General features: G+C 73.0%; 15 protein-coding genes. 7 read left to right on the forward strand and 8 right to left on the reverse strand.

Annotation, left to right across the window (positions count from 1 at the left end; genetic code table 11):
* Positions 1 to 70: 70 nt before the first annotated feature.
* Positions 71 to 1,009, reverse strand: coding sequence for an aldo/keto reductase (locus EAO71_RS32155; protein WP_147981294.1), 939 nt, complete (start codon positions 1,007 to 1,009; stop codon positions 71 to 73).
* A complete protein-coding gene (locus EAO71_RS32160; RefSeq protein ID WP_147981295.1) occupies positions 1,009 to 1,902 on the reverse strand; it encodes an NAD-dependent epimerase/dehydratase family protein in 894 nt (297 codons plus the stop codon). The genes EAO71_RS32155 and EAO71_RS32160 overlap by 1 nt, the downstream gene beginning before the upstream one ends.
* 67 nt (positions 1,903 to 1,969) lie before the next feature.
* On the opposite strand from EAO71_RS32160, the gene EAO71_RS32165 reads away from it, so the two are divergent.
* The 3 genes from EAO71_RS32165 (at position 1,970) to EAO71_RS32175 (ending at position 3,657) form a co-directional block, all read left to right on the forward strand.
* Positions 1,970 to 2,500 (forward strand): Lrp/AsnC family transcriptional regulator, encoded by a 531-nt coding sequence (locus EAO71_RS32165; protein ID WP_187282901.1) that lies wholly within the window; start codon positions 1,970 to 1,972, stop codon positions 2,498 to 2,500.
* A 421-nt stretch (positions 2,501 to 2,921) separates the two neighbouring features.
* Positions 2,922 to 3,332, forward strand: coding sequence for a MerR family transcriptional regulator (locus EAO71_RS32170; RefSeq protein WP_147981296.1), 411 nt, complete (start codon positions 2,922 to 2,924; stop codon positions 3,330 to 3,332).
* Positions 3,319 to 3,657 carry a thioredoxin family protein gene (locus EAO71_RS32175; protein WP_147981297.1) on the forward strand — a complete coding sequence of 113 codons (339 nt, stop codon included), beginning with the start codon at positions 3,319 to 3,321 and terminating at the stop codon, positions 3,655 to 3,657. The genes EAO71_RS32170 and EAO71_RS32175 overlap by 14 nt, the downstream gene beginning before the upstream one ends.
* 45 nt (positions 3,658 to 3,702) lie before the next feature.
* Here the strand turns inward: EAO71_RS32175 and thrS are convergent, their stop codons facing one another.
* On the reverse strand, positions 3,703 to 4,938 hold the full coding sequence (gene thrS / locus EAO71_RS32180; RefSeq protein ID WP_147981298.1) for a threonine--tRNA ligase: 1,236 nt from the start codon (positions 4,936 to 4,938) through the stop codon (positions 3,703 to 3,705).
* Here thrS and EAO71_RS32185 point away from each other — a divergent pair.
* Positions 4,873 to 7,035 carry a HelD family protein gene (locus tag EAO71_RS32185; RefSeq protein WP_410094197.1) on the forward strand — a complete coding sequence of 721 codons (2,163 nt, stop codon included), beginning with the start codon at positions 4,873 to 4,875 and terminating at the stop codon, positions 7,033 to 7,035. The genes thrS and EAO71_RS32185 overlap by 66 nt on opposite strands.
* Before the next feature lie 49 nt (positions 7,036 to 7,084).
* Here the strand turns inward: EAO71_RS32185 and glgB are convergent, their stop codons facing one another.
* The 5 genes from glgB to EAO71_RS32210 all read right to left on the reverse strand — a co-directional run bounded on the left by glgB (position 7,085) and on the right by EAO71_RS32210 (position 16,267).
* A complete protein-coding gene (gene glgB, locus EAO71_RS32190; RefSeq protein WP_187282903.1) occupies positions 7,085 to 9,400 on the reverse strand; it encodes a 1,4-alpha-glucan branching enzyme in 2,316 nt (771 codons plus the stop codon).
* Positions 9,401 to 9,677: 277 nt separating this feature from the next.
* Positions 9,678 to 11,027: a maltokinase N-terminal cap-like domain-containing protein gene (locus tag EAO71_RS32195; RefSeq protein ID WP_147981299.1), complete on the reverse strand. Its 1,350-nt coding sequence runs from the start codon at positions 11,025 to 11,027 to the stop codon at positions 9,678 to 9,680.
* 225 nt (positions 11,028 to 11,252) lie between these two features.
* Positions 11,253 to 12,980, reverse strand: a complete 1,728-nt coding sequence (gene treS, locus EAO71_RS32200) for a maltose alpha-D-glucosyltransferase (RefSeq protein ID WP_147981300.1) — start codon at positions 12,978 to 12,980, stop codon at positions 11,253 to 11,255.
* Positions 12,977 to 14,971 (reverse strand): alpha-1,4-glucan--maltose-1-phosphate maltosyltransferase, encoded by a 1,995-nt coding sequence (locus EAO71_RS32205; protein ID WP_261992438.1) that lies wholly within the window; start codon positions 14,969 to 14,971, stop codon positions 12,977 to 12,979. Before EAO71_RS32205 ends, treS begins: the two co-directional genes overlap by 4 nt.
* Positions 14,972 to 15,325: 354 nt before the next feature.
* Entirely contained in the window at positions 15,326 to 16,267 is a 942-nt protein-coding gene (locus tag EAO71_RS32210; protein ID WP_187282904.1) for an SDR family oxidoreductase, read from the reverse strand.
* 116 nt (positions 16,268 to 16,383) lie between these two features.
* On the opposite strand from EAO71_RS32210, the gene EAO71_RS32215 reads away from it, so the two are divergent.
* The 3 genes from EAO71_RS32215 to EAO71_RS32225 form a co-directional block, all read left to right on the forward strand.
* Complete coding sequence (locus EAO71_RS32215) at positions 16,384 to 17,457, forward strand: AraC family transcriptional regulator (protein ID WP_261992439.1); 1,074 nt, start codon at positions 16,384 to 16,386, stop codon at positions 17,455 to 17,457.
* A gap of 170 nt (positions 17,458 to 17,627) precedes the next feature.
* Positions 17,628 to 19,058 carry a 4-hydroxyphenylacetate 3-hydroxylase family protein gene (locus EAO71_RS32220; protein ID WP_147981302.1) on the forward strand — a complete coding sequence of 477 codons (1,431 nt, stop codon included), beginning with the start codon at positions 17,628 to 17,630 and terminating at the stop codon, positions 19,056 to 19,058.
* Between the two features lie 148 nt (positions 19,059 to 19,206).
* On the forward strand, positions 19,207 to 20,576 hold a 1,370-nt coding region (locus tag EAO71_RS32225; RefSeq protein WP_147981372.1), incomplete at its 3' end, for an MFS transporter.

The raw sequence follows: 20,576 nt of genomic DNA on the forward strand, positions 1-20,576 counted from the left end.
CCGGAAAGGATGGTGCGCGGGGGGTGCGAGGGGGGTGCACGCCGGCGGTACCGGCGTGCTGAGAGCGCTCTCAGGGAGCTTTTGTAGTTGGAGACACGGATCCCGTCAATGGGTCCGGTGTCTTCGGCTGTTGAACGCCCAGCTCGGCCAACTCCTGCTCCGTGAGAACGAGTTCGGCCGCCGCGGCCGAATCCCGCACCGTCTCGGGACGGCTCGCCCCCGGGATCGGCAGCACCGTGCCCGGCCGCGCGAGCAGCCAGGCCAGCGCGACCCGCTGCGGACTCACCCCGCGGGCCCGCGCCACCCGGTGGAAGGCCGCGAAGGCGGGGTCCGCCACCTGGCCCGAGGCGCCGTCCAGCGCGCTGCGCGAGATCCCGCCCAGCGGACTCCACGGCAGGAAGGCGAGGCCGAGTTCGGCGCAGAGCCGCAGTTCCGCCTCGCCCGAGCGCACCGCGGGCGAGTACCGGTTCTGCACGGAGACGAGCCGCTCGCCCAGGATCTCCCGCGCGAGGCGGATCCGGTCCGTGTCCACGTTGGAGATCCCGGCCAGCCGGACCGTTCCGGCGTCCAGCAACTCGCGTATCGCGCCCAGGGATTCGGCATAGGGAACGGCGGGATCCGGCTTGTGGAGCTGGTACAGCCCGATCGCCTCGCCCCCCAGGCGCCTGAGCGAGGCCTCGGCGGCCCTCCGCAGGTGCCCGGGCCTGCCGTCGACCGTCCAGCCGCCGTCGCCGGTACGGCCGCGGCCGCCCTTCGTCGCCACCAGCACGTCGTCGGTCCGGCCGCCGTACGCGGCCAGGGCCCGGGCCACCAGCCGCTCGCCCTCGCCCGGCTCGCCGCCGGGCGGATGGTAGGAGTCGGCGGTGTCCAGGAGCGTGACCCCCGCGTCGAGGGCGGCGTGCACGGTGGCCACGGCCCGGGCCTCCTCGGGACGGCCCTCGATGGAGAGCGGCATGGTGCCGAGCCCCACCGCGCCGACCCGTACGCCGCCCAGCGTCAGGGCGCGCATCAGCGCGCTCCGAGCGTCTCGGAAAGGGCACGCGAAAGCCACTCGGAGGAATGCCGGAACGAGAATCCGAGAGCGGTCGCCCGGGTGTTGTCCATTCCGTAGGAGCGGGCGAAGGAGAACGGTGACACCTCGCCGACCTCCACCTCCTGGAAAACGGCGCGTCCGCCCGTCTGCCGGACGATCTCGGCGCAGATGTCGGCGGTGTCGAGAAGGCCGTGGGAATGGGCGTTGACCGGTCCGGTGAAGTCGGCCCCGGCCGCCCAGGCGAGGAACGCGGCGATCTCCTCCACGTACACGTAGGTCGCCGGACGGTTCCGCACCGGCACGCGGATCGGCTGACCCGCCCGGACGCGTCGCGCGTAGTGCTCGACCCGGCCGGTGAAGTCGTCCGCGCCCCCCAGCACATGGGCGACCCGCACGGAGGTCCAGGCGAAGGGGGGTCCGGCCGCGAACACCGCCTCGGCCTGCCGCTTCCCCTCCCCGTAGTGCGCCTCGCGGAACTCCGGGTCGTCCCACGGCAGGTCCGTCTCGACGACCACCGTGTCCAGGTCGAGGGCGTCCTCGGCGACCGGCGCGGCCGAGTCCTCGTACGCGTACACCTCCACGGTCGACGTCATCACATAGCGCCCGGTGCGCCCGGCGAACACCCGCCGGGCGATCTCCGCCTGGCGCGGCGTGTAGCAGACCTGGTCCACGACCACGTCGAAGGAAAGCCCCTTCAGGGCGTCTTCCAGTGCGGCCTCGTCGTCGCGGTCGGCGACGATCCGGCCGACGCCGTCCGGGGCCGGGGAAGAACCCCGGTTGAGCATCGTGACCCGATGCCCCGATTCCCGCAGAAGCGTGATCAGCCGCTTTCCGAAATAGCGGTTTCCACCGATGACCAGAACGTCCATGAATTCCAACTCCCTTATGCGGTGGGACAAGTGTTACGTTGTCCGCGCGCCGCCTGAAGGGGGAAACATGGGAGTACCGGCCGCCGCACCGAAGGAACCACGGCATCTGCGATCCGCCGCCGACGGAACCTCGGCAGCCGCCTTCGACCCCATCGACCGGCAGATCCTCGACCTCCTGCAGAGCGACGGCCGGATCAAGCTCAGCGAGCTCGGCCGCCGGGTGCGGCTCAGCCCTGCCGCCGTCACCGAACGGGTGCGCCGGCTGGAGGCGTGCGGCGCGATCACCGGCTACGGCGCGCACGTCTCGCCGGCCCGGCTCGGCTACGGCATCCAGGCGTTCATCCGGGTCGACCCGCACGGCGGCTACACCCTGCGCAGCCCGCGGACCCTGGAACTGACCGGCCGGCCCGAGATCCTGGAGGCCCACCACGTGGTGGGCGAGGACTGCTGGTTCCTCAAGGTCGCCGTCACCGACACGATCCACCTCGAGGAGATCCTGGAGCAGACCTCCGCGCTCGGCCGGACCACGACCTCGATCGTGCTCTCCTCCCCGGTGGAGCGGAAACCGCTGCTGCCGCCCGACGCCCACCGCCCTTGACACAGGCGCCGCCGGCCGGTTCGGATGAAGGCACTCACGTCGCGTGCCGGTCCGCGCTCGAAAGCGGAGGCATGGAGGCAAGAGGGCAGTAGGGACGGGCTTTTGCCTCTCCGGTCCACCGCACGCACCACCCGTCGACCCCCCACCCACGCCGGCCGCCGGCCCGGCGACCCCTCCGGGGGACGGGCGCTCCGTCTCCCCGCAGACCCCCGGCCGGGTGCCGCACCCGTCACCCCGCACCGCCCCGTCGAGGCGGATCCCGGCGCGCCGCGCGCCGCGCGCGCCCGGCTCCGTGACGAGCCGCCGGCAGGCACCGCGCACGAGGAGTGGCCGGCCCTCCCGTCGTCGCGAGCGGGCGGCTGAGGGCGCCGTGCCGTCCCTGCTTGCCTTGACGTCGGCGTCAAGGCTTACGTTCGGAGACATGCGCATCGGCGAACTGGCCGAGCGGGCGGGAACCACCACGCGGACTCTGCGGTACTACGAGTCCCGTGGCCTCCTGGCCGCCCGGCGGACGGAGAACGGCTACCGCACCTACGACGAGGACGACCTGCGCCTGATCCGGCAGATCAGGACCCTGCAGGACTTCGGGTTCGAGCTGGAGGAGACACGGCCGTTCGTCGAGTGCCTGCAGGCGGGACACCCGGCGGGTGACGCCTGTCCGGCGTCGCTCGACGTGTACCGCAGGAAGCTCGCGGAGCTGGACGTGCTCGTCGAGCAGCTCCGGGCGGTGCGCGCACAGGTCGCCGCGCAGCTGCTGCGGGCCGAGGCGGAACTGCCCGGCGGCCAGGAACCCACGTGCGAACTCGGAGGAGGAGGCAGTGATGCGCAGTGAGGGTGTCACCGAGGTGACGGAGGCGGACTTCGACACGGAGGTCCTGGGCGCCGACAGGCCGGTGCTGGTGAAGTTCACCGCGGACTGGTGCGGGCCGTGCCGGCAACTGGGCCCGGTGCTCGGCGCGATCGCCGGCGAGGAGGCGGACCGGCTGAAGATCGTGGAGCTGGACGTGGACCGGAACCCCGGCATCACGGTGCGCTACGGCGTCCTGGCCACGCCGACACTGATGGTGTTCCGGGCCGGCGAGCGGGTGAAGTCGATCGTCGGCGCCCGCCCGAAGCGGCGGCTCCTGGAGGAACTGGACGACGTGCTGACGTCCTGAGCCGCGCCGGGCCGGTCCCCGGGACCCCGGGGACCGGCCCGGCGCTCAGTCCGCGGGCCACAGTTCGGGGCTGCGGGCCGCCACCAGGTCCGCCACCCGGGACAGGACCTCCGCCGCCGGCCGCGCGTCGAGCCGGCGGCCGTCGCGCAGCCGCAGCGCCACCAGACCGCCGGCGGCCTCCTTCGGGCCGACGACCGCCTGGTACGGGACGAGGCGGGCCGCCCGGATCCGGGCCCCCAGGGTTCCCCGGCCGGGTTCGGCGACCTCGGCCCGCAGGCCGAGCCGGACACAGCGCGCGGCCAGCTCCTCGGCCTCCGGCGACTGGGCGTCGGAGACCGGCAGGATCGCCAGCTGGACGGGGGCGAGCCAGGCGGGGAAGGCGCCGCCGTGCCGCTCGACGAGATGGGCGACGGCCCGCTCGACGCTCCCGACGACACTGCGGTGGATCATGACCGGCCGGTGCCGGGCGCCGTCCGCGCCGACGTAGCGCAGGTCGAAGCGTTCGGGCTGGTGGAAGTCGATCTGCACGGTGGACAGGGTGGACTCGCGGCCCGCCGCGTCGGCAACCTGGACGTCGATCTTGGGCCCGTAGAACGCGGCCTCGCCCTCGGCCGCCTCGTAGGGCAGCCCGGAGCGGTCGAGCACCTCGGTCAGGAGGGCGGTCGCCCGCTCCCACGCCTCGGGGGCGGCGACGTACTTCCCGCCGGGGCCGGGCAGCGAGAGCCGGTGGCGGACGGGCTCGATGCCCAGCACCTCGTAGGCCCGCCGGATCAGCTCCAGCGCGGCCGCGGCCTCGTCCGCGACCTGGTCGAGGGTGCAGAAGACGTGCGCGTCGTTGAGCTGGATGGCCCGGACGCGGGTCAGCCCGCCGACCACCCCGGACGGTTCGGAGCGGAACATGCCGCCCAGTTCGGCGACGCGCAGCGGGAGTTCGCGGTGACTGCGGGACCGCGAGCGGTAGATCACCGCGTGGTGGGGGCAGAGGCTGGGCCGCAGGACGACCTCCTCGCCGCCGAGTTCCATCGGCGGGAACATGTCGTCGCTGTAGTGCTCCCAGTGCCCCGAGATCTCGTACAGCTCGCGTTTCCCGAGCACCGGCGAGTACACGTGGCGGTACCCGGCCAGCCGCTCGACCTCGCGTACGTACTCCTCCAGGGCGTGCCGGACCACGGCGCCGTCGGGCAGCCAGTACGGCAGCCCGGCGCCGATCAGCGGATCGGTGTCGAACAGGCCCAGCTCGCGGCCGAGCCGGCGGTGGTCGTGGGATGCGGGGGCGTTCATGACGGTCTCCTCGGAATGCGGGAGGAGCGAGCGCCCGGCAGGTACGACGAAGCCCCGGGGCACTCGCCCCGGGGCTTCGTCGCTGGGGACGGGCGGGACCACCACATCGGGCGCATCGGCATCCGCGAGGACGACCCGAACCGCACCCCCCTGGTCGTCGACTGGCGGGCCGACGTCGCCCGCCCGTTCTACCTCGCCACCGGCCACGAGCCGATGGGGCTCAGCCGCCGCCGCCACATCACCACCCGGGGACGCGAGGTCACCGCCCTCCACGACGAGGTCCTGGACCTCGCCGACCGCACCCGCACCGGCCACGAGAACCGGGACGCCGACGAGGTGCTGCTCGCCGCGCTCGACGCCGCCCGCACCGGACGCATGCACGACATCGTGCAGACCATCCAGGCCGAGCAGGACCGACTCATCCGCTCCCCGCACCGCGGCATCCTCGTCGTCGAGGGCGGCCCCGGCACCGGCAAGACCGCCGTCGCCCTGCACCGCGCCGCGTACCTCCTCTACGCGCACCGCGAGCAGCTGGCCAAGCGCGCCGTGCTGATCGTCGGCCCCAACCCCGCCTTCCTCGGCTACATCGGCAACGTCCTGCCGTCCCTCGGCGAGACCGGAGTCCTGCTCGCCACACCGGGCGAGCTGTACCCGGGCGTCCGCGCCACCGGCACGGACACCCCGCGCGCCGCCGCGGTCAAGGGCGCCGCCGCGATGGCCGACGCGCTGGCCGCCGCCGTACGGGACCGCCAGCAGGTCCCCGAGCGGGGCGAGCCGCTGATCGTGCCGCACGACGACGGCGACCTCGTCATCGACTGGGACATGGCCCTCGAAGCCCGTCACAAGGCGCGCGAGACCCGCCTGCCGCACAACCTCGCCCGGCCCTACTTCGTCTTCCGGATCCTCGACGCGCTGGCCGAGCAACTCGCCGACCGCATCGGCGCCGACCCCTACGGCGGCCCCAACTTCCTCGGCCCCGACGACATCGCCCTGCTCGCCAAGGGCGTCGCCGCCAACCCCGAGGTCCACGCCGCCGTCGACACCCTCTGGCCGGCCCTCACCCCCGAGGCGTTCCTCGCCGACTACCTCGCCGAGCCGACCCACCTGCCCGAGGAGGACGCCGCCGCCGTCCGCCGCCCGTCCGGCCCCTGGACCCCCGCCGACGTGCCCCTGCTCGACGAGGCCGCCGAACTCCTCGGCGAGGACGACTCGGCCGCCCGCGCGGCCGAGGAGGCCGAACGCCAGAAGCAGATCCAGTACGCGCAGGGCGTCCTCGACGTCTCCTACGCCTCCCGCACCTACGAGTTCGAGGACAAGGAGGAGCAGGACAAGGACGCCTCCGAGGTCCTCTCCGCCCACGACATCATCGACGCCGAGCGCTTCGCCGAACGCCACGAGGAGGCCGACCACCGCAGCGCCGCCGAACGCGCCGCCGCCGACCGCACCTGGGCCTTCGGCCACATCATCGTCGACGAGGCGCAGGAACTGTCCGCCATGGCCTGGCGGTTGCTGATGCGCCGCACCCCGACCCGCTCCATGACCCTGGTCGGCGACCCGGCCCAGACCGGGGACGCGGCCGGTGTCGGCTCGTGGGAGGACATCCTCTCCCCGTACGTGGGGGACCGCTGGGAACTCGTCCGGCTCGGTGTCAACTACCGCACCCCGGCCGAGATCATGGCCGTCGCCACCGCGGTCCGGCGCGAGGCCGACCCCGGGTTCGAACCGCCCCGCTCGGTCCGTTCCACCGGCGTCGAGCCCTGGGAGCGGACCGTGGAGGACCCGGTGAAGGAGACCGCCGACGCGGTCGCGGTGGAACTGCGCGCCGCGGGGCGCCTGGCCGTCGTCGCGCCGCCCGCCCTGCACCCCGCGCTGACGGCCGCGCTGCCGGACGCCGCGTACGGGCCGGCGSCCGACCTCACCCGCCCGGTGGTGCTGCTCGACCCCCGGCAGGCCAAGGGCCTGGAGTTCGACACGGTCCTGGTCGTCGACCCGGACACCATCCGGGCCGCCGCCCCGCACGGCGTCAACGACCTGTACGTGGCGCTCACCCGCGCCACCCAGCGGCTCGGCGTCATCCGCCGCGCGGACACCGCTTAGGTCCGTTCCGGGCGCAGGGGCCCCGCCCGCGGGCGAGGCCCCTGCGGGGTCAGGCGGGCCGCAGCCAGACCGTCGCCAGCGGCGGCAGCGTCATCCGGACGCTCGCCGAACGGCCGTGGAAGGGAACCGACTCGGTCTTCACCGGGTCCGGGTTCCCCACCCCGCTGCCGCCGTACCGCGTCTCGTCCGTGTTCAGGACCTCCGCCCAGGCCGCCACGGACTCGGGCACCCCCAGCCGGTAGTCGTGGCGCACCACGGGCGAGAAGTTGCAGACCGCGAGGAGCGGCGCCCCCTCGGCGTCGTGGCGCAGGAAGGCGAAGACGTTGTCCTCGGCGGCGTCGCCCGCGACCCACCCGAACCCCTCCGGCGAGGTGTCCCGCTCCCACAGGGCCGGGGTCCGCCCGTACACGGTGTTCAGCTCGCGCACCAGGTCCCGCACACCGCGGTGGTCCGCCTCCGCGCCGTACGAGGGGTCCAGCAGCCACCAGTCCGGGCCGTGGTCCACCGACCATTCCGCCCCCTGGGCGAACTCCTGCCCCATGTAGAGCAGTTGCTTGCCCGGGTGGGCCCACATGAAGCCGAGGTACGCGCGGTGGTTGGCGCGCTGCTGCCACCAGTCGCCGGGCATCTTGGAGACCAGGGCCTGCTTGCCGTGCACGACCTCGTCGTGGGAGATCGGCAGGATGTAGTTCTCGCTGTACGCGTACACCATGGAGAACGTCATCTCGTGGTGGTGGTACTTGCGGTGCACCGGCTCCTTGGACACGTACCCCAGCGAGTCGTGCATCCAGCCCATGTTCCACTTCATGCCGAAGCCCAGGCCGCCGAAGCCGCCCGGACCGACCTGGTCGGTCGCCCTGGTCACCCCGTCCCAGGCGGTCGACTCCTCGGCGAAGGTGATGATCCCGGGGCAGCGCCGGTACACCGTGGCGTTCATCTCCTGGAGGAACGCGACCGCGTCCAGGTTCTCCCGGCCCCCGAACTCGTTCGGCAGCCACTCCCCGTGCTCGCGCGAGTAGTCGAGGTAGAGCATCGACGCGACGGCGTCCACCCGCAGCCCGTCGATGTGGAACTCCTCGCACCAGTACACCGCGTTGGCGACCAGGAAGTTGCGCACCTCCTTGCGGCCGTAGTCGAACTCCAGGGTCCCCCAGTCGGGGTGCGCCGACCGGCGCGGGTCCTCGTGCTCGTACAGCGGGCGGCCGTCGAACTCGGCGAGTGCCCAGTCGTCGCGCGGGAAGTGCGCCGGGACCCAGTCCATCAGGACACCGATCCCCGCCCGGTGCAGCGCGTCGACCAGGAACCTGAAGTCGTCGGGCGTGCCCATCCGGGCCGTCGGCGCGTAGAAGCCGGTCACCTGGTAGCCCCATGAGCCGCCGAACGGGTGCTCCGTGACGGGCATGAGCTCGACGTGGGTGAAGCCGAGGTCGCTGACGTACGCGGGCAGCTGCTCGGCCAGCTGCCGGTACGTCAGACCGGGCCGCCAGGAGGCCAGGTGCACCTCGTAGACGGACAGCGGCGCCTCGTGGTGCGGCCGGGCGCCGCGGTTCGCCATCCACTCGGCGTCGTCCCAGGCGTAGGCCGAGTCGGTCACGATCGAGGCCGTGTTCGGCGGGCACTCGGTCCGGCGGGCCATCGGGTCGGCGCGGACCGTGTGGGAGCCGTCGGGGCGCGTGATGTCGTACTTGTAGAGCGCGCCCACGGCGACACCGGGCACGAACAGCTCCCACACCCCGGAGGAGCCCAGCGAGCGCATCGGCAGGCCGGTGCCGTCCCAGTGGACGAAGTCGCCGGTGACCCGCACGCCGCGGGCGTTCGGGGCCCAGACGGTGAAGCGGGTGCCGGTCGCGCCCTGGTGCGTCATCGGCCGGGCGCCGAGCGCCTTCCACAGCTCCTCGTGCCGGCCCTCGCCGATCAGGTGCAGATCGAGTTCGCCGAGGGAGGGCAGGAAGCGGTACGGGTCCTGGACCGCGAGCTCGTCCCCGTCGTAGCGCACCCGCAGCTCGTACGCGGGGACCTTGCGCAGCAGCGGCAGGACCCCGGAGAAGAAGCCGTCCCCGTCGTCGTGCAGCACGGTCCGCCGGCCCTTCGCGAGGACCGCCACCTCACGGGCGAACGGGCGCAGCACCCGGACCACGACGCCGCCGCGGACCGGGTGGGCGCCGAGCACGCCGTGCGGGTCGTGGTGCTCGCCCGCGAGCAGCCGGGCGCGGTCGCCCGCGTCGAGCGGCGGCGCCGGCCGCGCGACCGTCCGGTCCGGCTCGGCCTCCGCCCGTGGCGCGGGCGTCCGGGCGGCCGCCTTCTTCGCCGGGGGCACCTCGTCGGTCGTCGTTCGGGCCGTCTTGCGTGCGGATCGGGCGGTCACGGGTATGCCTCCAGCAGCGGAATCGGAAGGATGGGGTGAGGGAGGTGCGGCGGTTCCCACGCAACCGCAACGGCGGCCGTGCCGCACAGGACACTCCGCCGAACGGGCATCGCGTCCCGCTCCGGGCGCCGGTCCGCCCGGCGCCGCGCCGTGCGGTGCGCCGAACGGGGGATCCGTGAGCGCGGCGCGGGACGGCCGCGGGAGGGAGCCGGGCGCGGTGTGCGGGGCCGTCCCGCCCGGTCGGGCGGCACGGTCGGGAGGCGACGCGGGTGCGGCGTCACTCCGCCCCCGCCAGGCGGTGGATGGCGGCCATCGGCACCGGCAGCCAGTCCGGTCGGTTGCGGGCCTCGTAGAGGACCTCGTAGACCGCCTTGTCCGTCTCGTAGGCGCGCAGCAGCGCCGGATCCGAGCGGGGGTCGGTCCCGGAGGCCGCCGCGTAGCCCGCGCAGTACGCGTCCCGGCACCGGGCCGCCCACTCCGCGTTCCACGGCCGGTGGGTACGGGCCGCGTAGTCGAAGGAACGGAGCATGCCCGCGACGTCCCGGACCGCGGGCTGCGGGCGGCAGCGCTCGGTGAGCGGCTTCGCGGGCTCCCCCTCGAAGTCGATCACCGCCCAGCCGCCGTCCGCGGAGCGCAACGTCTGCCCCAGGTGGAGGTCGCCGTGGATCCGCTGGAGCTGCCCGGCCCCGACCGTGCCGCCGGCCGCCGCGAAGACGGCCCGGAGCCCGGGCACGTACGGCATCAGCGCCGGCACCGCCTGCGCGGCGGAGGCGAGGCGCTGGTCCATCTCCCGGGCCAGGTGCTCGGTCTCGGTCCGCCGCAGCCGCTCGGTGGGCAGCGCGGTCGCCAGGGCGAGGTGCACCTCGGCCGTGGCCCGGCCGAGCGCGTGCGCCTCCTCGGCGAACTCGCGCTCCTCGGCCAGCGCGTCCAGCGCCAGCCGCCAGCCGTCGCGGGAGTCCCGCAGGTACGGCTGGAGCACCCCGAGCGTGCTGGCGCCCGACTCGAACCAGGCGACCGGCTCGGGCACCCGCTCGCAGCCCGCCCGGGCCAGCGCGAGCGGCAGCTCCAGGTCGGGATTGGCGCCGGGACTGACCCGGCGGAAGATCTTCAGGATGTACGAGTCGCCGTACACCAGTGAGGAGTTGGACTGCTCCGCGTCCAGCATCCGGGGAGCCGGCGAGGCGGGCAGGGCGGCGGTGCCGCAGAAGCGCAGCGGACCGATCCGGCCCGGGGTGCGCAGTCGTTCGTAGAGCAGTCCGGCGAGCCGCGGGTCGCGCAGCCCTTCGTAGACGGCCCGGCCGGCCAGAGGCCCCTGCCGGATCCGCCCGATCAGGGCGGGGGCGAGGCGTGGCGGCAGTTGTGTCCTGACACCGAGCAGCAGCTGATAGCAGTCGGCGGGTTGACCGGCCGGGCGTCCGGGTTGTTCGACCCGTACCAGCAGGTGCAGTAGACCGGGTCCCGCGCCGTCCAACGGCAGCAGCTCGGTGGCCGCTTCCAAGGTGAATCCGGTGACCCGGCGGCCCTTGCCCGCGAACCAGCGCTGCCGAGGCAGCCATTCATGGAGCAGGGGAGCGAGTGACGGAAGGAGGGCGGCCGGGGCCCGGGTGGTGGATGCGGTCTCCGGCATGGCATCGCGTCCTTTCCCCGGGGGGCGCACGTGGGAGTTCAAATGCGCAGAGTGTCCCGGATTGCAGCATGAACTGTCCGGCTGTGCGGGACGTGTCGGGTGGGGAAGATCCGTATGGGCCCGACAAGAAGGCCCGTATGGACCTGAATCGACCGTGTGTGGGACACAGTGCCCAGGGTGGCGCGGGGGAAACCCGCCCCACCCCGGTCAGTTGACGGTCGGTGATCAGCCGATCGCGCGGCGGCTCTTCTTCAGTCGGAACCAGTAGAAGCCGTGACCTGCGAGAGTGAGCAGATACGGCCACTGGCCGATGGGCGGGAAGCGCACCTGGCCGATCAGTTCGACCGGATGCATTCCCTCGAACTGGCGGAGATCGAGCTCTGTCGGCTGCGCGAAGCGCGAGAAGTTGTTCACGCACAGGACCAGATCGGCGTCCATCCCCTCCTCGGGGGCGGACTCCCGCAGGAAGGCCAGCACGGCCGGATTGGACGAGGGCAGCTCCGTGTAGGAGCCGAGCCCGAAGGCCCGGTTCTGCTTACGGATCTCGATCATCCGCTTCGTCCAGTGCAGCAGCGAGGACGGCGAGGCCATCCCCGACTCCACGTTCGTGACCTGATAGCCGTGGACCGGGTCCATGATGGCCGGGAGGGTCAGCCGGCCCGGGTCGCAGGACGAGAAGCCCGCGTTCCGGTCGGGTGTCCACTGCATCGGGGTGCGCACCCCGTCGCGGTCGCCCAGCCAGATGTTGTCGCCCATCCCGATCTCGTCGCCGTAGTACAGCACCGGCGAGCCGGGGAGCGAGAACAGCAGCGCGGTGAACAGCTCCATCTGCTTGCGGTCGTTGTCGAGCAGCGGTGCCAGCCGCCGGCGGATGCCGATGTTCGCCCGCATCCGGGGGTCCTTGGCGTACTCCGCGTACATGTAGTCGCGCTCTTCGTCCGTGACCATCTCGAGCGTCAGCTCGTCGTGGTTGCGCAGGAAGATGCCCCACTGGCAGCCGTCCGGGATGGCCGGGGTCTTGGCCAGGATCTCGGAGACCGGGGTGCGGGACTCGCGCCTCACGGCCATGAAGATGCGCGGCATCACGGGGAAGTGGAACGCCATGTGGCACTCGTCGCCGCCCGCGGCGAAGTCGCCGAAGTAGTCGACGACGTCCTCCGGCCACTGGTTCGCCTCGGCGAGCAGCACCGTGTCGGGGTAGTGGTCGTCGATCTCCTTGCGGACCCGCTTGAGGAAGCCGTGGGTCGCCGGGAGGTTCTCGCAGTTGGTGCCCTCCTGCTGGTACAGGTACGGCACCGCGTCCAGCCGGAAGCCGTCGATCCCGAGGTCAAGCCAGAACTTCAGCGCGGACAGGATCTCCTCCTGCACCGCCGGGTTCTCGTAGTTGAGGTCCGGCTGGTGCGAGAAGAAGCGGTGCCAGTAGTACTGCTTGCGCACCGGGTCGAAGGTCCAGTTCGACGTCTCGGTGTCGACGAAGATGATCCGGGCGTCCTGGTACTGCTTGTCGTCGTCGGCCCAGACGTAGTAGTCGCCGTAGGGCCCGTCCGGGTCGGAACGGGACTCCTGGAACCACGGGTGCTGGTCGCTGGTGTGGTTCATGACGAAGTCGATGATGACGCGCATGCCGCGCTGGTGCGCCGCGTCCACGAACTCCACGAAGTCGGCCAGGTCGCCGAACTCGGGGAGCACCGACGTGTAGTCGGAGACGTCGTAGCCGCCGTCCCGGAGCGGGGACTTGAAGAAGGGCGGCAGCCAGAGGCAGTCCACCCCCAGCCACTGGAGGTAGTCCAGCTTGGACGTGATGCCCTTGAGATCGCCGACGCCGTCGCCGTTGCTGTCCTGGAAGGAGCGGACGAGGACCTCGTAGAACACCGCTCGCTTGAACCAGTCGGGATCACGGTCCTTGGCGGGGGTGTCCTCGAAGGTGTCGGGGACGGGTTCGTTGACAGTCATGAGGTGGGTGACCCTCCGGTCTGCGGGGACGGTCGCAGGACGAGGACGTGCGCGGGCGTGACACCCGGCTCGAGGCGCACATAGCTGGCCCTGCCCCAGTGATAGGTCTCGCCGGTGAGCTCGTCGCGCACCGGTACGGTCTCGTGCCAGTCGAGGCCGAGTTCCGGCATGTTCAACGAGACCGTGGCCTCCTGGGTGTGGTGAGGGTCGAGATTTGCGACCACCAGAACCGTGTTCGAGCCCGAGCGCTTGCTGTACGCGATCACGGCGTCGTTGTCGGTGGCGTGGAAGTGCAGCCCGCGCAGCCGGCGCAGGGCCGGGTGCCGGCGCCTGACCCGGTTCAGCGTGGTGATCAGCGGGGCGATCGACGCTCCCGACCGCTCCGCCGACTCCCAGTCCCGAGGCCGCAGTTGGTACTTCTCCGAATCCAGGTACTCCTCGCTGCCGTCCCGCAGCGCGGTGTTCTCGCACAGCTCGTAGCCGGCGTAGACGCCCCAGGTGGGCGAGAGGGTCGCGGCGAGCACCGCGCGCACCTCGAAGGCCGGCCGGCCGCCGTCCTGGAGGTAGGCGTGCAGGATGTCGGGGGTGTTCACGAAGAGGTTGGGCCGCATGTGCGCGGCCGCGTCCCCGGACAGCTCCGTGAGGTACTCCGTCAGCTCCTGCTTGGTGTTGCGCCAGGTGAAGTACGTGTAGGACTGCTGGAAGCCGACCGCGCCGAGCGTGCGCATCATCGCCGGCCGGGTGAACGCCTCGGCCAGGAAGATCACGTCCGGGTCCGCCCGGTTGATCTCGCCGATGACCCGCTCCCAGAACACCACCGGCTTGGTGTGCGGGTTGTCGACGCGGAAGATCCGGACGCCGTGGTCCATCCAGTGCCGCAGCACCCGCACGGTCTCGGCGACGATCCCGTCCATGTCGTCGCCTGCGGCGTCGAAGTCGATGGGGTAGATGTCCTGGTACTTCTTCGGCGGGTTCTCGGCGTACGCGATCGAGCCGTCCGGGCGGTGGCGGAACCACTCCGGGTGCTTCTCCACCCACGGGTGATCGGGCGAGCACTGGAGCGCGAAGTCCAGCGCGATCTCCAGCCGCAGTTCGCGGGCGCGGGCCACGAAGGCGTCGAAGTCCTCGATCGTGCCCAGGTCCGGGTGGACCGCGTCGTGGCCGCCCTCCGGAGAACCGATCGCCCAGGGCACGCCGACGTCCTCGGGGCTCGCGGAGAGGGAGTTGTTGGGGCCCTTGCGGTGGGTGGTGCCGATCGGGTGGATGGGGGGCAGGTAGACGACGTCGAAGCCCATCGCCGCGATCGCCGGCAGCCGTTCGGCCGCGGTGCGGAACGTCCCCGGAACGGTCCGGCCCCGGACCTTCTTCACGCCCTCCGAGCGCGGGAAGAACTCGTACCAGGAGCCGAACAGCGCCCGCTCGCGCTCCACCTGCACCGGCAACGCGGGTGAGGAGCTGAGCAGTTCGCGCAGCGGGTGGCGGTCGAGCGTCCCGGTCACGCGCGGGGCGAGCGCGGCGGCGAGACGGGCCGCGGCGGGCCGGGAGCCGTCGCGCAGCGCGTCCGCCGCGGCGAGCACGGCCTCCCGCCCGCCGCCCTTCTTGGGGACGCCCTTGGCGGCGCGCTCGTGGAGCTCCGCGCCCTCGGCGAGGACCAGTTCGGTGTCGATCCCGGCCGGAATCTTGATTTTCGCGTGGTGGCGCCAGGTCGCGAGCGGATCGCTCCACGCCTCGACGGTGTACGTCCAGGGGCCCTCGGCGTCCGGCGTGACCTCGGCGCCCCACCGGTCGGTGCCGGGCGCGAGCTCGCGCATCGGGGTCCAGGGGCCGGGGCGGCCCGAGGGGCCGCGCAGGACGACGTTGGCGGCGACGGCGTCGTGGCCCTCGCGGAAGACGGTGGCCGACACTTCGAAGGTCTCTCCGACCACCGCCTTCGCGGGCCGGCGACCGCAGTCGACCAGCGGGCGGACGTCCAGTACGGGAATACGTCCCATGAGCGGATTCACAGCATCACCTGAGGGGTTACGGGGGTGCGGGTGGTTGTGCGCTCTTTGTAGCTCCGTGGACGGCTGGCGGGTTGCGGGCATGGCCGCTCCTGTCCGCGTTCACTCGGATGGCGGATCTACGGGCTGTACCGGAGGAGCCTTCCACTGGATTCGGGTGGGCAATCCGGCGCTTTGTTAACTACTAGGACGTAGCCGTGCGGACAAGCACACGACGCCCACAAGAAACCGGCCCCGTCCTTGTGGGGCGGGGCCGGTGGGCCGGGGGCGCGCGGAAGTGCGGGTGCGGCGCGCGGTGTCCGGCGCGCAGGGAGTCCCGGGTCGCGGCGKTCCGCCGCGCCCGCGTCAGCCCTGCGGGGAGGCCGACTGCTCCTCCGTGTCGCTGGACCACACCTGCCACGGCTGACGCATGACCCACTCGTCCACCGGGGCCGGCTCCACCGCGAGGACCTCCGCGGAGACCCCGTCGTCGGCCGCGAGCAGCAGCGGGTCGGCGCCCGTCGCCATGTAGTGGTAGATCCCCGCGACCCCGGCCGCCGCGGCCGGGCCCAGGAGCCGGGCCAGGCCGCGCTCGAAGACGTCGGGCGGCAGCGGCAGGTACTGCACCGACCGGCCGAGGCCCCGGCCGAACGCGGCGGCCAGCTCCGCGCCCGTCAGCGAGTGCGCGCCGCCGATGTCGAACGTCCGCCCCTCCAGGCCGTCCGTGGTCAGCGCGGCGAGCACCGCCCCCGCCAGGTCCCGGTGCGAGAGCCAGGCCGTCGGCGCGGACGCCGGCAGCGGATAGGCGAGGACGCCCTCGTCGACCAGGGCGGGACCGTTCCACGGCGAGAAGAGGTTGTCCAGGTACACCGGCGGCCGGACGACGACCAGCGGTATCCCGCTCTCCCGGAACACCTCCTCGGCGATCCGGCGCGTCTCGAACGCGGCCACGGACGTCGGGCCCTGCGGGATACGGGTGTTGGAGTTGTAGACCATCCGCACGATGCCCGCCTCGACGGCCGCGTGCGCGATGTTCCGCGCGTACAGGCGGACGCGTTCCGGCTCGTAGACCAGCGGCAGCACGACCGAGGCGTGCGTCATGCCGTCGAAGAGCCGGCGGACGTCGGCGGGCCTCGCCAGGTCGCCCGCGACGAAGGAGGCGCCCGGCAGCGGCGGACGGTCGCCCGCCGGACGCCGGGTCAGGGTACGCACCTTGTGGTGCCGCTCGGTCAGCAGGCGAGCCACTGCGCCGCCCTGGAAACCGGTCGCTCCCACGACGGCGACCCGCATCGGAATGTGACTGGACATGTGTGTGAAGGGCCCTTCGATAGGCTGTGACGGCTGCCGTGACGGCACTCTCAGGCTGGCGGCGGCGGCTTCGGCCGTTCAATTAACAAACCGGGGCGGAAGTTGAAGGATCGTCCATGGAAAACGTGCGAACCGATCGTGACGACCGACGTGAGGACCAGCGCGACGAGTGGGGCACCGACCAGCCCCGCGAGCAGGGCCGGGAACGCCGCCGCACCCCGTGCGAGGAACGGCGCGGGGACCGCTGCGACGAGGAGCGGGCCGACCTGCTCAGCGAACTGCTGAAACCGCTCCGGCTCACCGGGGTCTTCGACAGCCGCTGGCACGTCCGCGCCCCCTGGGCCATCGAGGGCGACGCCGAGCAGAGCTGCGCCGTCCTCCACTACATCGTCGAGGGCGGCTGCTGGATCACCGGCGACGGTCAGGCGCCGCTGGAGCTCCACGCCGGCGACCTGATCGTCTTTCCCACCGGGATCGCCCACCGGCTCTCCGACCGGCCCGACCGCCAGGGCGTGCCGCTCAAGGCCGTCCTTCCCGAGCGCCAGCCCGGCACCTCGGGCGAGATCGTCATCTCGGGCGACGGGGCCGTCAGCCGGCTGCTCTGCGCCGGACTCCACTACGACGCCAGCGCCGCCACCGGCCTCTACACCTCGCTGCCCTGGGCTCTGGTCCTCGACGGCGCGCAGGTCGACCGCGAACCGCTGCTCCGGGACACCCTGCGGCTGCTGGCCGCGCCCGACCGGCCCGTCGGCCCCGGGGACCGTCTCATCACCCTGCGCGCCKTCGAGATGGCCCTGGTGCTCGCGCTCCGCCCGCTGCTGCGCGAACTCGCCGACAACCCCGCCACCCTGCCCGTGCTGCGGCATCCCGGCATCAGCCGCGCGATGGTGATGATCGCCACCCGGTACGCCGAACCGTGGACGATCGAGTCCCTGGCCCGCGAGGTCGGCATGTCCCGCTCGGCCTTCACCGCGGCCTTCCGCGAGCTCGTCGGCGAGGCTCCCGCCCGGCACCTCACCGGACGGCGGATGCAGGAGGCGGCCCGGCTGCTCACCGAGACCTCGATCCCGCAGTCCGCCGTGCCGCCGCGCGTCGGCTACCAGAGCGCGGTCGGCTTCCACCTGGCCTTCCGCAAGTGGTTCGGGATGACCCCGGGGGAGTACCGCTCCGGCTACGACCACGCCGCCTGACGCCCCGCGGTCCCGTCCGGCCACGCCCGATGCGGTACGAAAACCGCATTCGCCGCATTCGGCTGGCCGGTTCTTAAGGACCGCTGGACGGACGTTCATTGCCCGGGTGTCCCGGGCCGGACAGGCTCGGGACGGCAACAGCGGTGGCACAGGAGGAGAGGCGACCAGCGGTGACGAGGTCCGGGCACGAGTATCTGGAGGCGCTGCGTGACGGGCGCGAGATCTGGCTCGACGGCGAGCGGATCAAGGACGTCACCACGCATCCCGCCTTCCGGGCCACGGCGGCCTCCTTCGCCGGGCTGTACGACCTCGCCCACGACTCCCCGCACACCCCGCTGCTCGCCCAGGGCGGGGTGCACCGGGCCTACGCCGTGCCCCGCTCGTACGAGGACCTCGTCGCGCGCCGGCGGGCGTACAAGCTGTGGGCGGAGGCCAGTTACGGCTTCCTGGGCCGCACCCCCGACTACATGGCCTCGGGCGCGGCCGGGTTCGCCGCCCTGCCCGGGGTCTTCACCACCGACGGCTTCGACGGGGCCGCGAACGCCCTCGCGTACCACCGCAGGCTCGCCGAGGGCGACCTGCACTGCGCCTTCACCCTCACCGACCCCGCCTCCGGACAGGGGGAGGACGACCTGACGGTGCGGGTCGTGGCGGAGCGCGACGACGGCGTCGTCGTCCGCGGCGCCAAGACCATCGGCACCGGGGCGGTGTTCGCCGACGAGATCCTCGTCGGCACGATCGAACCGCTCGCCCCCGAGCACACCGCCCGCGCGCTGAGCTTCTCGATCAGGGCGGACACGCCCGGACTCCGGCTGATCTCGCGGACCTCGTACGAGGCGGGCGCGCGCTCCGTCTTCGACCAGCCGCTCTCCTCCCGCTACGACGAGAACGACGCGATGCTCGTGTGCGAGGACGTGTTCGTGCCCTGGGAGCGGGTGCTGACGTACCGGGACGTGGACGCGACCGCCGCGATGTGGTGGCGCACCCCCGCGTACCTGAACTTCGTGCACCAGTCGGCGACCCGCTTCTGGACCAAGCTGGAGTTCCTCACCGGCCTGGCCATCCTCGTCGCCCGCTCGAACGGTACGGACGGGGTCCCGGCGGTCACCCAGGCGATCGGCCGGCTCCTCGGCATGGTCGCGCAGGCCAAGGCCTTCGTGCTCGCGGCGGAGGCCTCGTGGGAGCCGGTCGACGAGGGGCGGGGCGGGGTCCGGCCCGGGCAGGAGATCTCCTTCGCCCAGCGGATCATGGCGGGCGAGCTCTATCCGCGGGCCGTCCAGGACATCAAGCTGCTCGCGGGCGGGGCGATCATCCAGCAGCCCGCCTCCGGCCGCGATCTGCTCCACCCCGAACTGGGGCCGCTGGTCCACCGGTACTTCCGCACCCCCGGCCACCCGGCGGAGGACCGCCTCAAGCTGCTCAAGCTCGCCTGGGACGCGCTCGGCTCGGAGTTCGCCGGACGCCACGAGCAGTACGAGCGCTTCTACCAGGGCGCCCCTCACGTCTACCTCACGATGCAGACCTGGGCGGGCGCGGCCGACGACTGCACGTCGCTCGCCCAGGCCTGTCTGGACGGCTACGACCTCGGGACCACGAGGTGAGGTCGCGGGCGCCCGCAACACGCCCCAGGGGCGCGACGGACCCGGCCGCCGACGAGGGAGGGACGCCGGGGGACCGGCCGGACCCCGGGCGGTCGCGCCGGCCCACGCCCGCCGGCGGCCCACGCCCGCAGGCCCGCGGAGGCGCGCGGTGAGCGACGGGCGATCCTCGCGCGGCGCGCTCGTCCTGCTCGCCGCCACGCAGTTGCTGCTGATCCTGGACACCGCGATCGTCAACGTCGCGCTGCCCTCCGTCGGGGAAGACCTCGGGGCGGGCTCCGCGGACCTGTCCTGGGTGGCCAACGCGTACCTCATCACCTTCGGCGGGCTCCTGCTGCTCGGCGGACGGGCCGCCGACCTGCTCGGCCACCGCACGCTCTACCTCACCGGCCTCGGCCTGCTCGCCGCGGCCTCCGCCGCCGGCGGCCTCGCCCCGCACCCGGTCGCGCTGGTCGCCGCCCGGGCCGTCCAGGGAGCCGGCGCCGCCCTCGCCGCCGCGGCCGCGTTCGCCCTGCTCCTCGTCCTCTTCCCCGACGGACCCGCCCGCCACCGGGCGCTCGGCGCCTTCGCCGCCATGGGCGGGCTCGGCGGCGTCCTCGGGACCGTGCTCGGCGGGGTCCTCACCGACCTGCTCGGCTGGCGCTCCACGTTCTGGCTCAACGTGCTCGTCGCCGTCCTGCTCGGCGTCCTGGCCCCGCGCGTCCTGCCCCCGGCCGCCGCCCGCCCGGCCCGCGTGCCCGCTCCCGGCGGCTTCGATCTCGCGGGAGCCCTGACGGCCACCGCCGGGCTCGGCCTCGTCGCGTACGCCCTCGTCGGCGCCGGCGACTCCGGATGGCTCTCCGGCCGGACCCTCGGCGCGGGCGGCGCGGGCCTCGTCCTGCTCGCCGCCTTCGCCGTCACCGAGGCGCGCACCGCCGTCCCGCTCGTCCCACCGGCCGTCCTCGGCCGTCCGGCCCTGCGCCTGGCCAACACCCTCGGCGCCCTCGGCCAGATGGCGATGTTCCCGATGTTCTTCCTGGTCAGCCTCTACCTGCAGAGCGTCCTCGGGTACGGGCCGCTGGGCGGCGGACTCGGCCTGCTGCCCCTGTCGGCGGTCGTCGTCGCGGTCGCCCCGCAGACCGGCCGGCTCATCTTCCGGATCGGCCTGACCCGGACCATGGTGCTCGGCTTCGTGCTGCTGTGCGCCGGCACCCTGTGGCTGGCCCTCGCGCTCGATCCCGACGGCACCTTCGCCACCACCGTCCTCGCACCGAGCCTGCTGCTCGGCGTCGCCCTGCCGCTGGTCATGGTCACCACCAACGTGGCCGCCACCGCCGAGGCCTCCCCCGAGGAGACCGGGCTCGCCTCGGGGCTGGTCAACACCAGCCAGCAGGCTCGGTGCGAGGACGGTGGTGGCGAAGGTGCCGTCGGGATCGAGCGCGAGGGCCAGCCACAGGGTGCCGGCGCACAGCAGCACGAAGCCGAGCACCATGGTCCGGGTCAGGCCGATCCGGAAGATGAGCCGGCCGGTCTGCGGGGCGA

Origin of the sequence: Streptomyces sp. MS191 (assembly GCF_008042125.1) — a bacterium.
Lineage (GTDB): Bacteria > Actinomycetota > Actinomycetes > Streptomycetales > Streptomycetaceae > Streptomyces.

Bases quoted from the DNA above. Each gene is read 5' to 3' on its own strand.
- EAO71_RS32160 (WP_147981295.1), bottom strand. From the start codon at position 1,902: ATGGACGTTCTGGTCATCGGTGGAAACCGCTATTTCGGAAAGCGGCTG.
- EAO71_RS32210 (WP_187282904.1), bottom strand. From the start codon at position 16,267: ATGTCCAGTCACATTCCGATGCGGGTCGCCGTCGTGGGAGCGACCGGT.
- EAO71_RS32170 (WP_147981296.1), top strand. From the start codon at position 2,922: ATGCGCATCGGCGAACTGGCCGAGCGGGCGGGAACCACCACGCGGACT.
- EAO71_RS32165 (WP_187282901.1), top strand. From the start codon at position 1,970: ATGGGAGTACCGGCCGCCGCACCGAAGGAACCACGGCATCTGCGATCC.
- EAO71_RS32195 (WP_147981299.1), bottom strand. From the start codon at position 11,027: ATGCCGGAGACCGCATCCACCACCCGGGCCCCGGCCGCCCTCCTTCCG.
- treS (WP_147981300.1), bottom strand. From the start codon at position 12,980: ATGACTGTCAACGAACCCGTCCCCGACACCTTCGAGGACACCCCCGCC.
- thrS (WP_147981298.1), bottom strand. From the start codon at position 4,938: ATGAACGCCCCCGCATCCCACGACCACCGCCGGCTCGGCCGCGAGCTG.
- EAO71_RS32155 (WP_147981294.1), bottom strand. From the start codon at position 1,009: ATGCGCGCCCTGACGCTGGGCGGCGTACGGGTCGGCGCGGTGGGGCTC.
- EAO71_RS32205 (WP_261992438.1), bottom strand. From the start codon at position 14,971: ATGGGACGTATTCCCGTACTGGACGTCCGCCCGCTGGTCGACTGCGGT.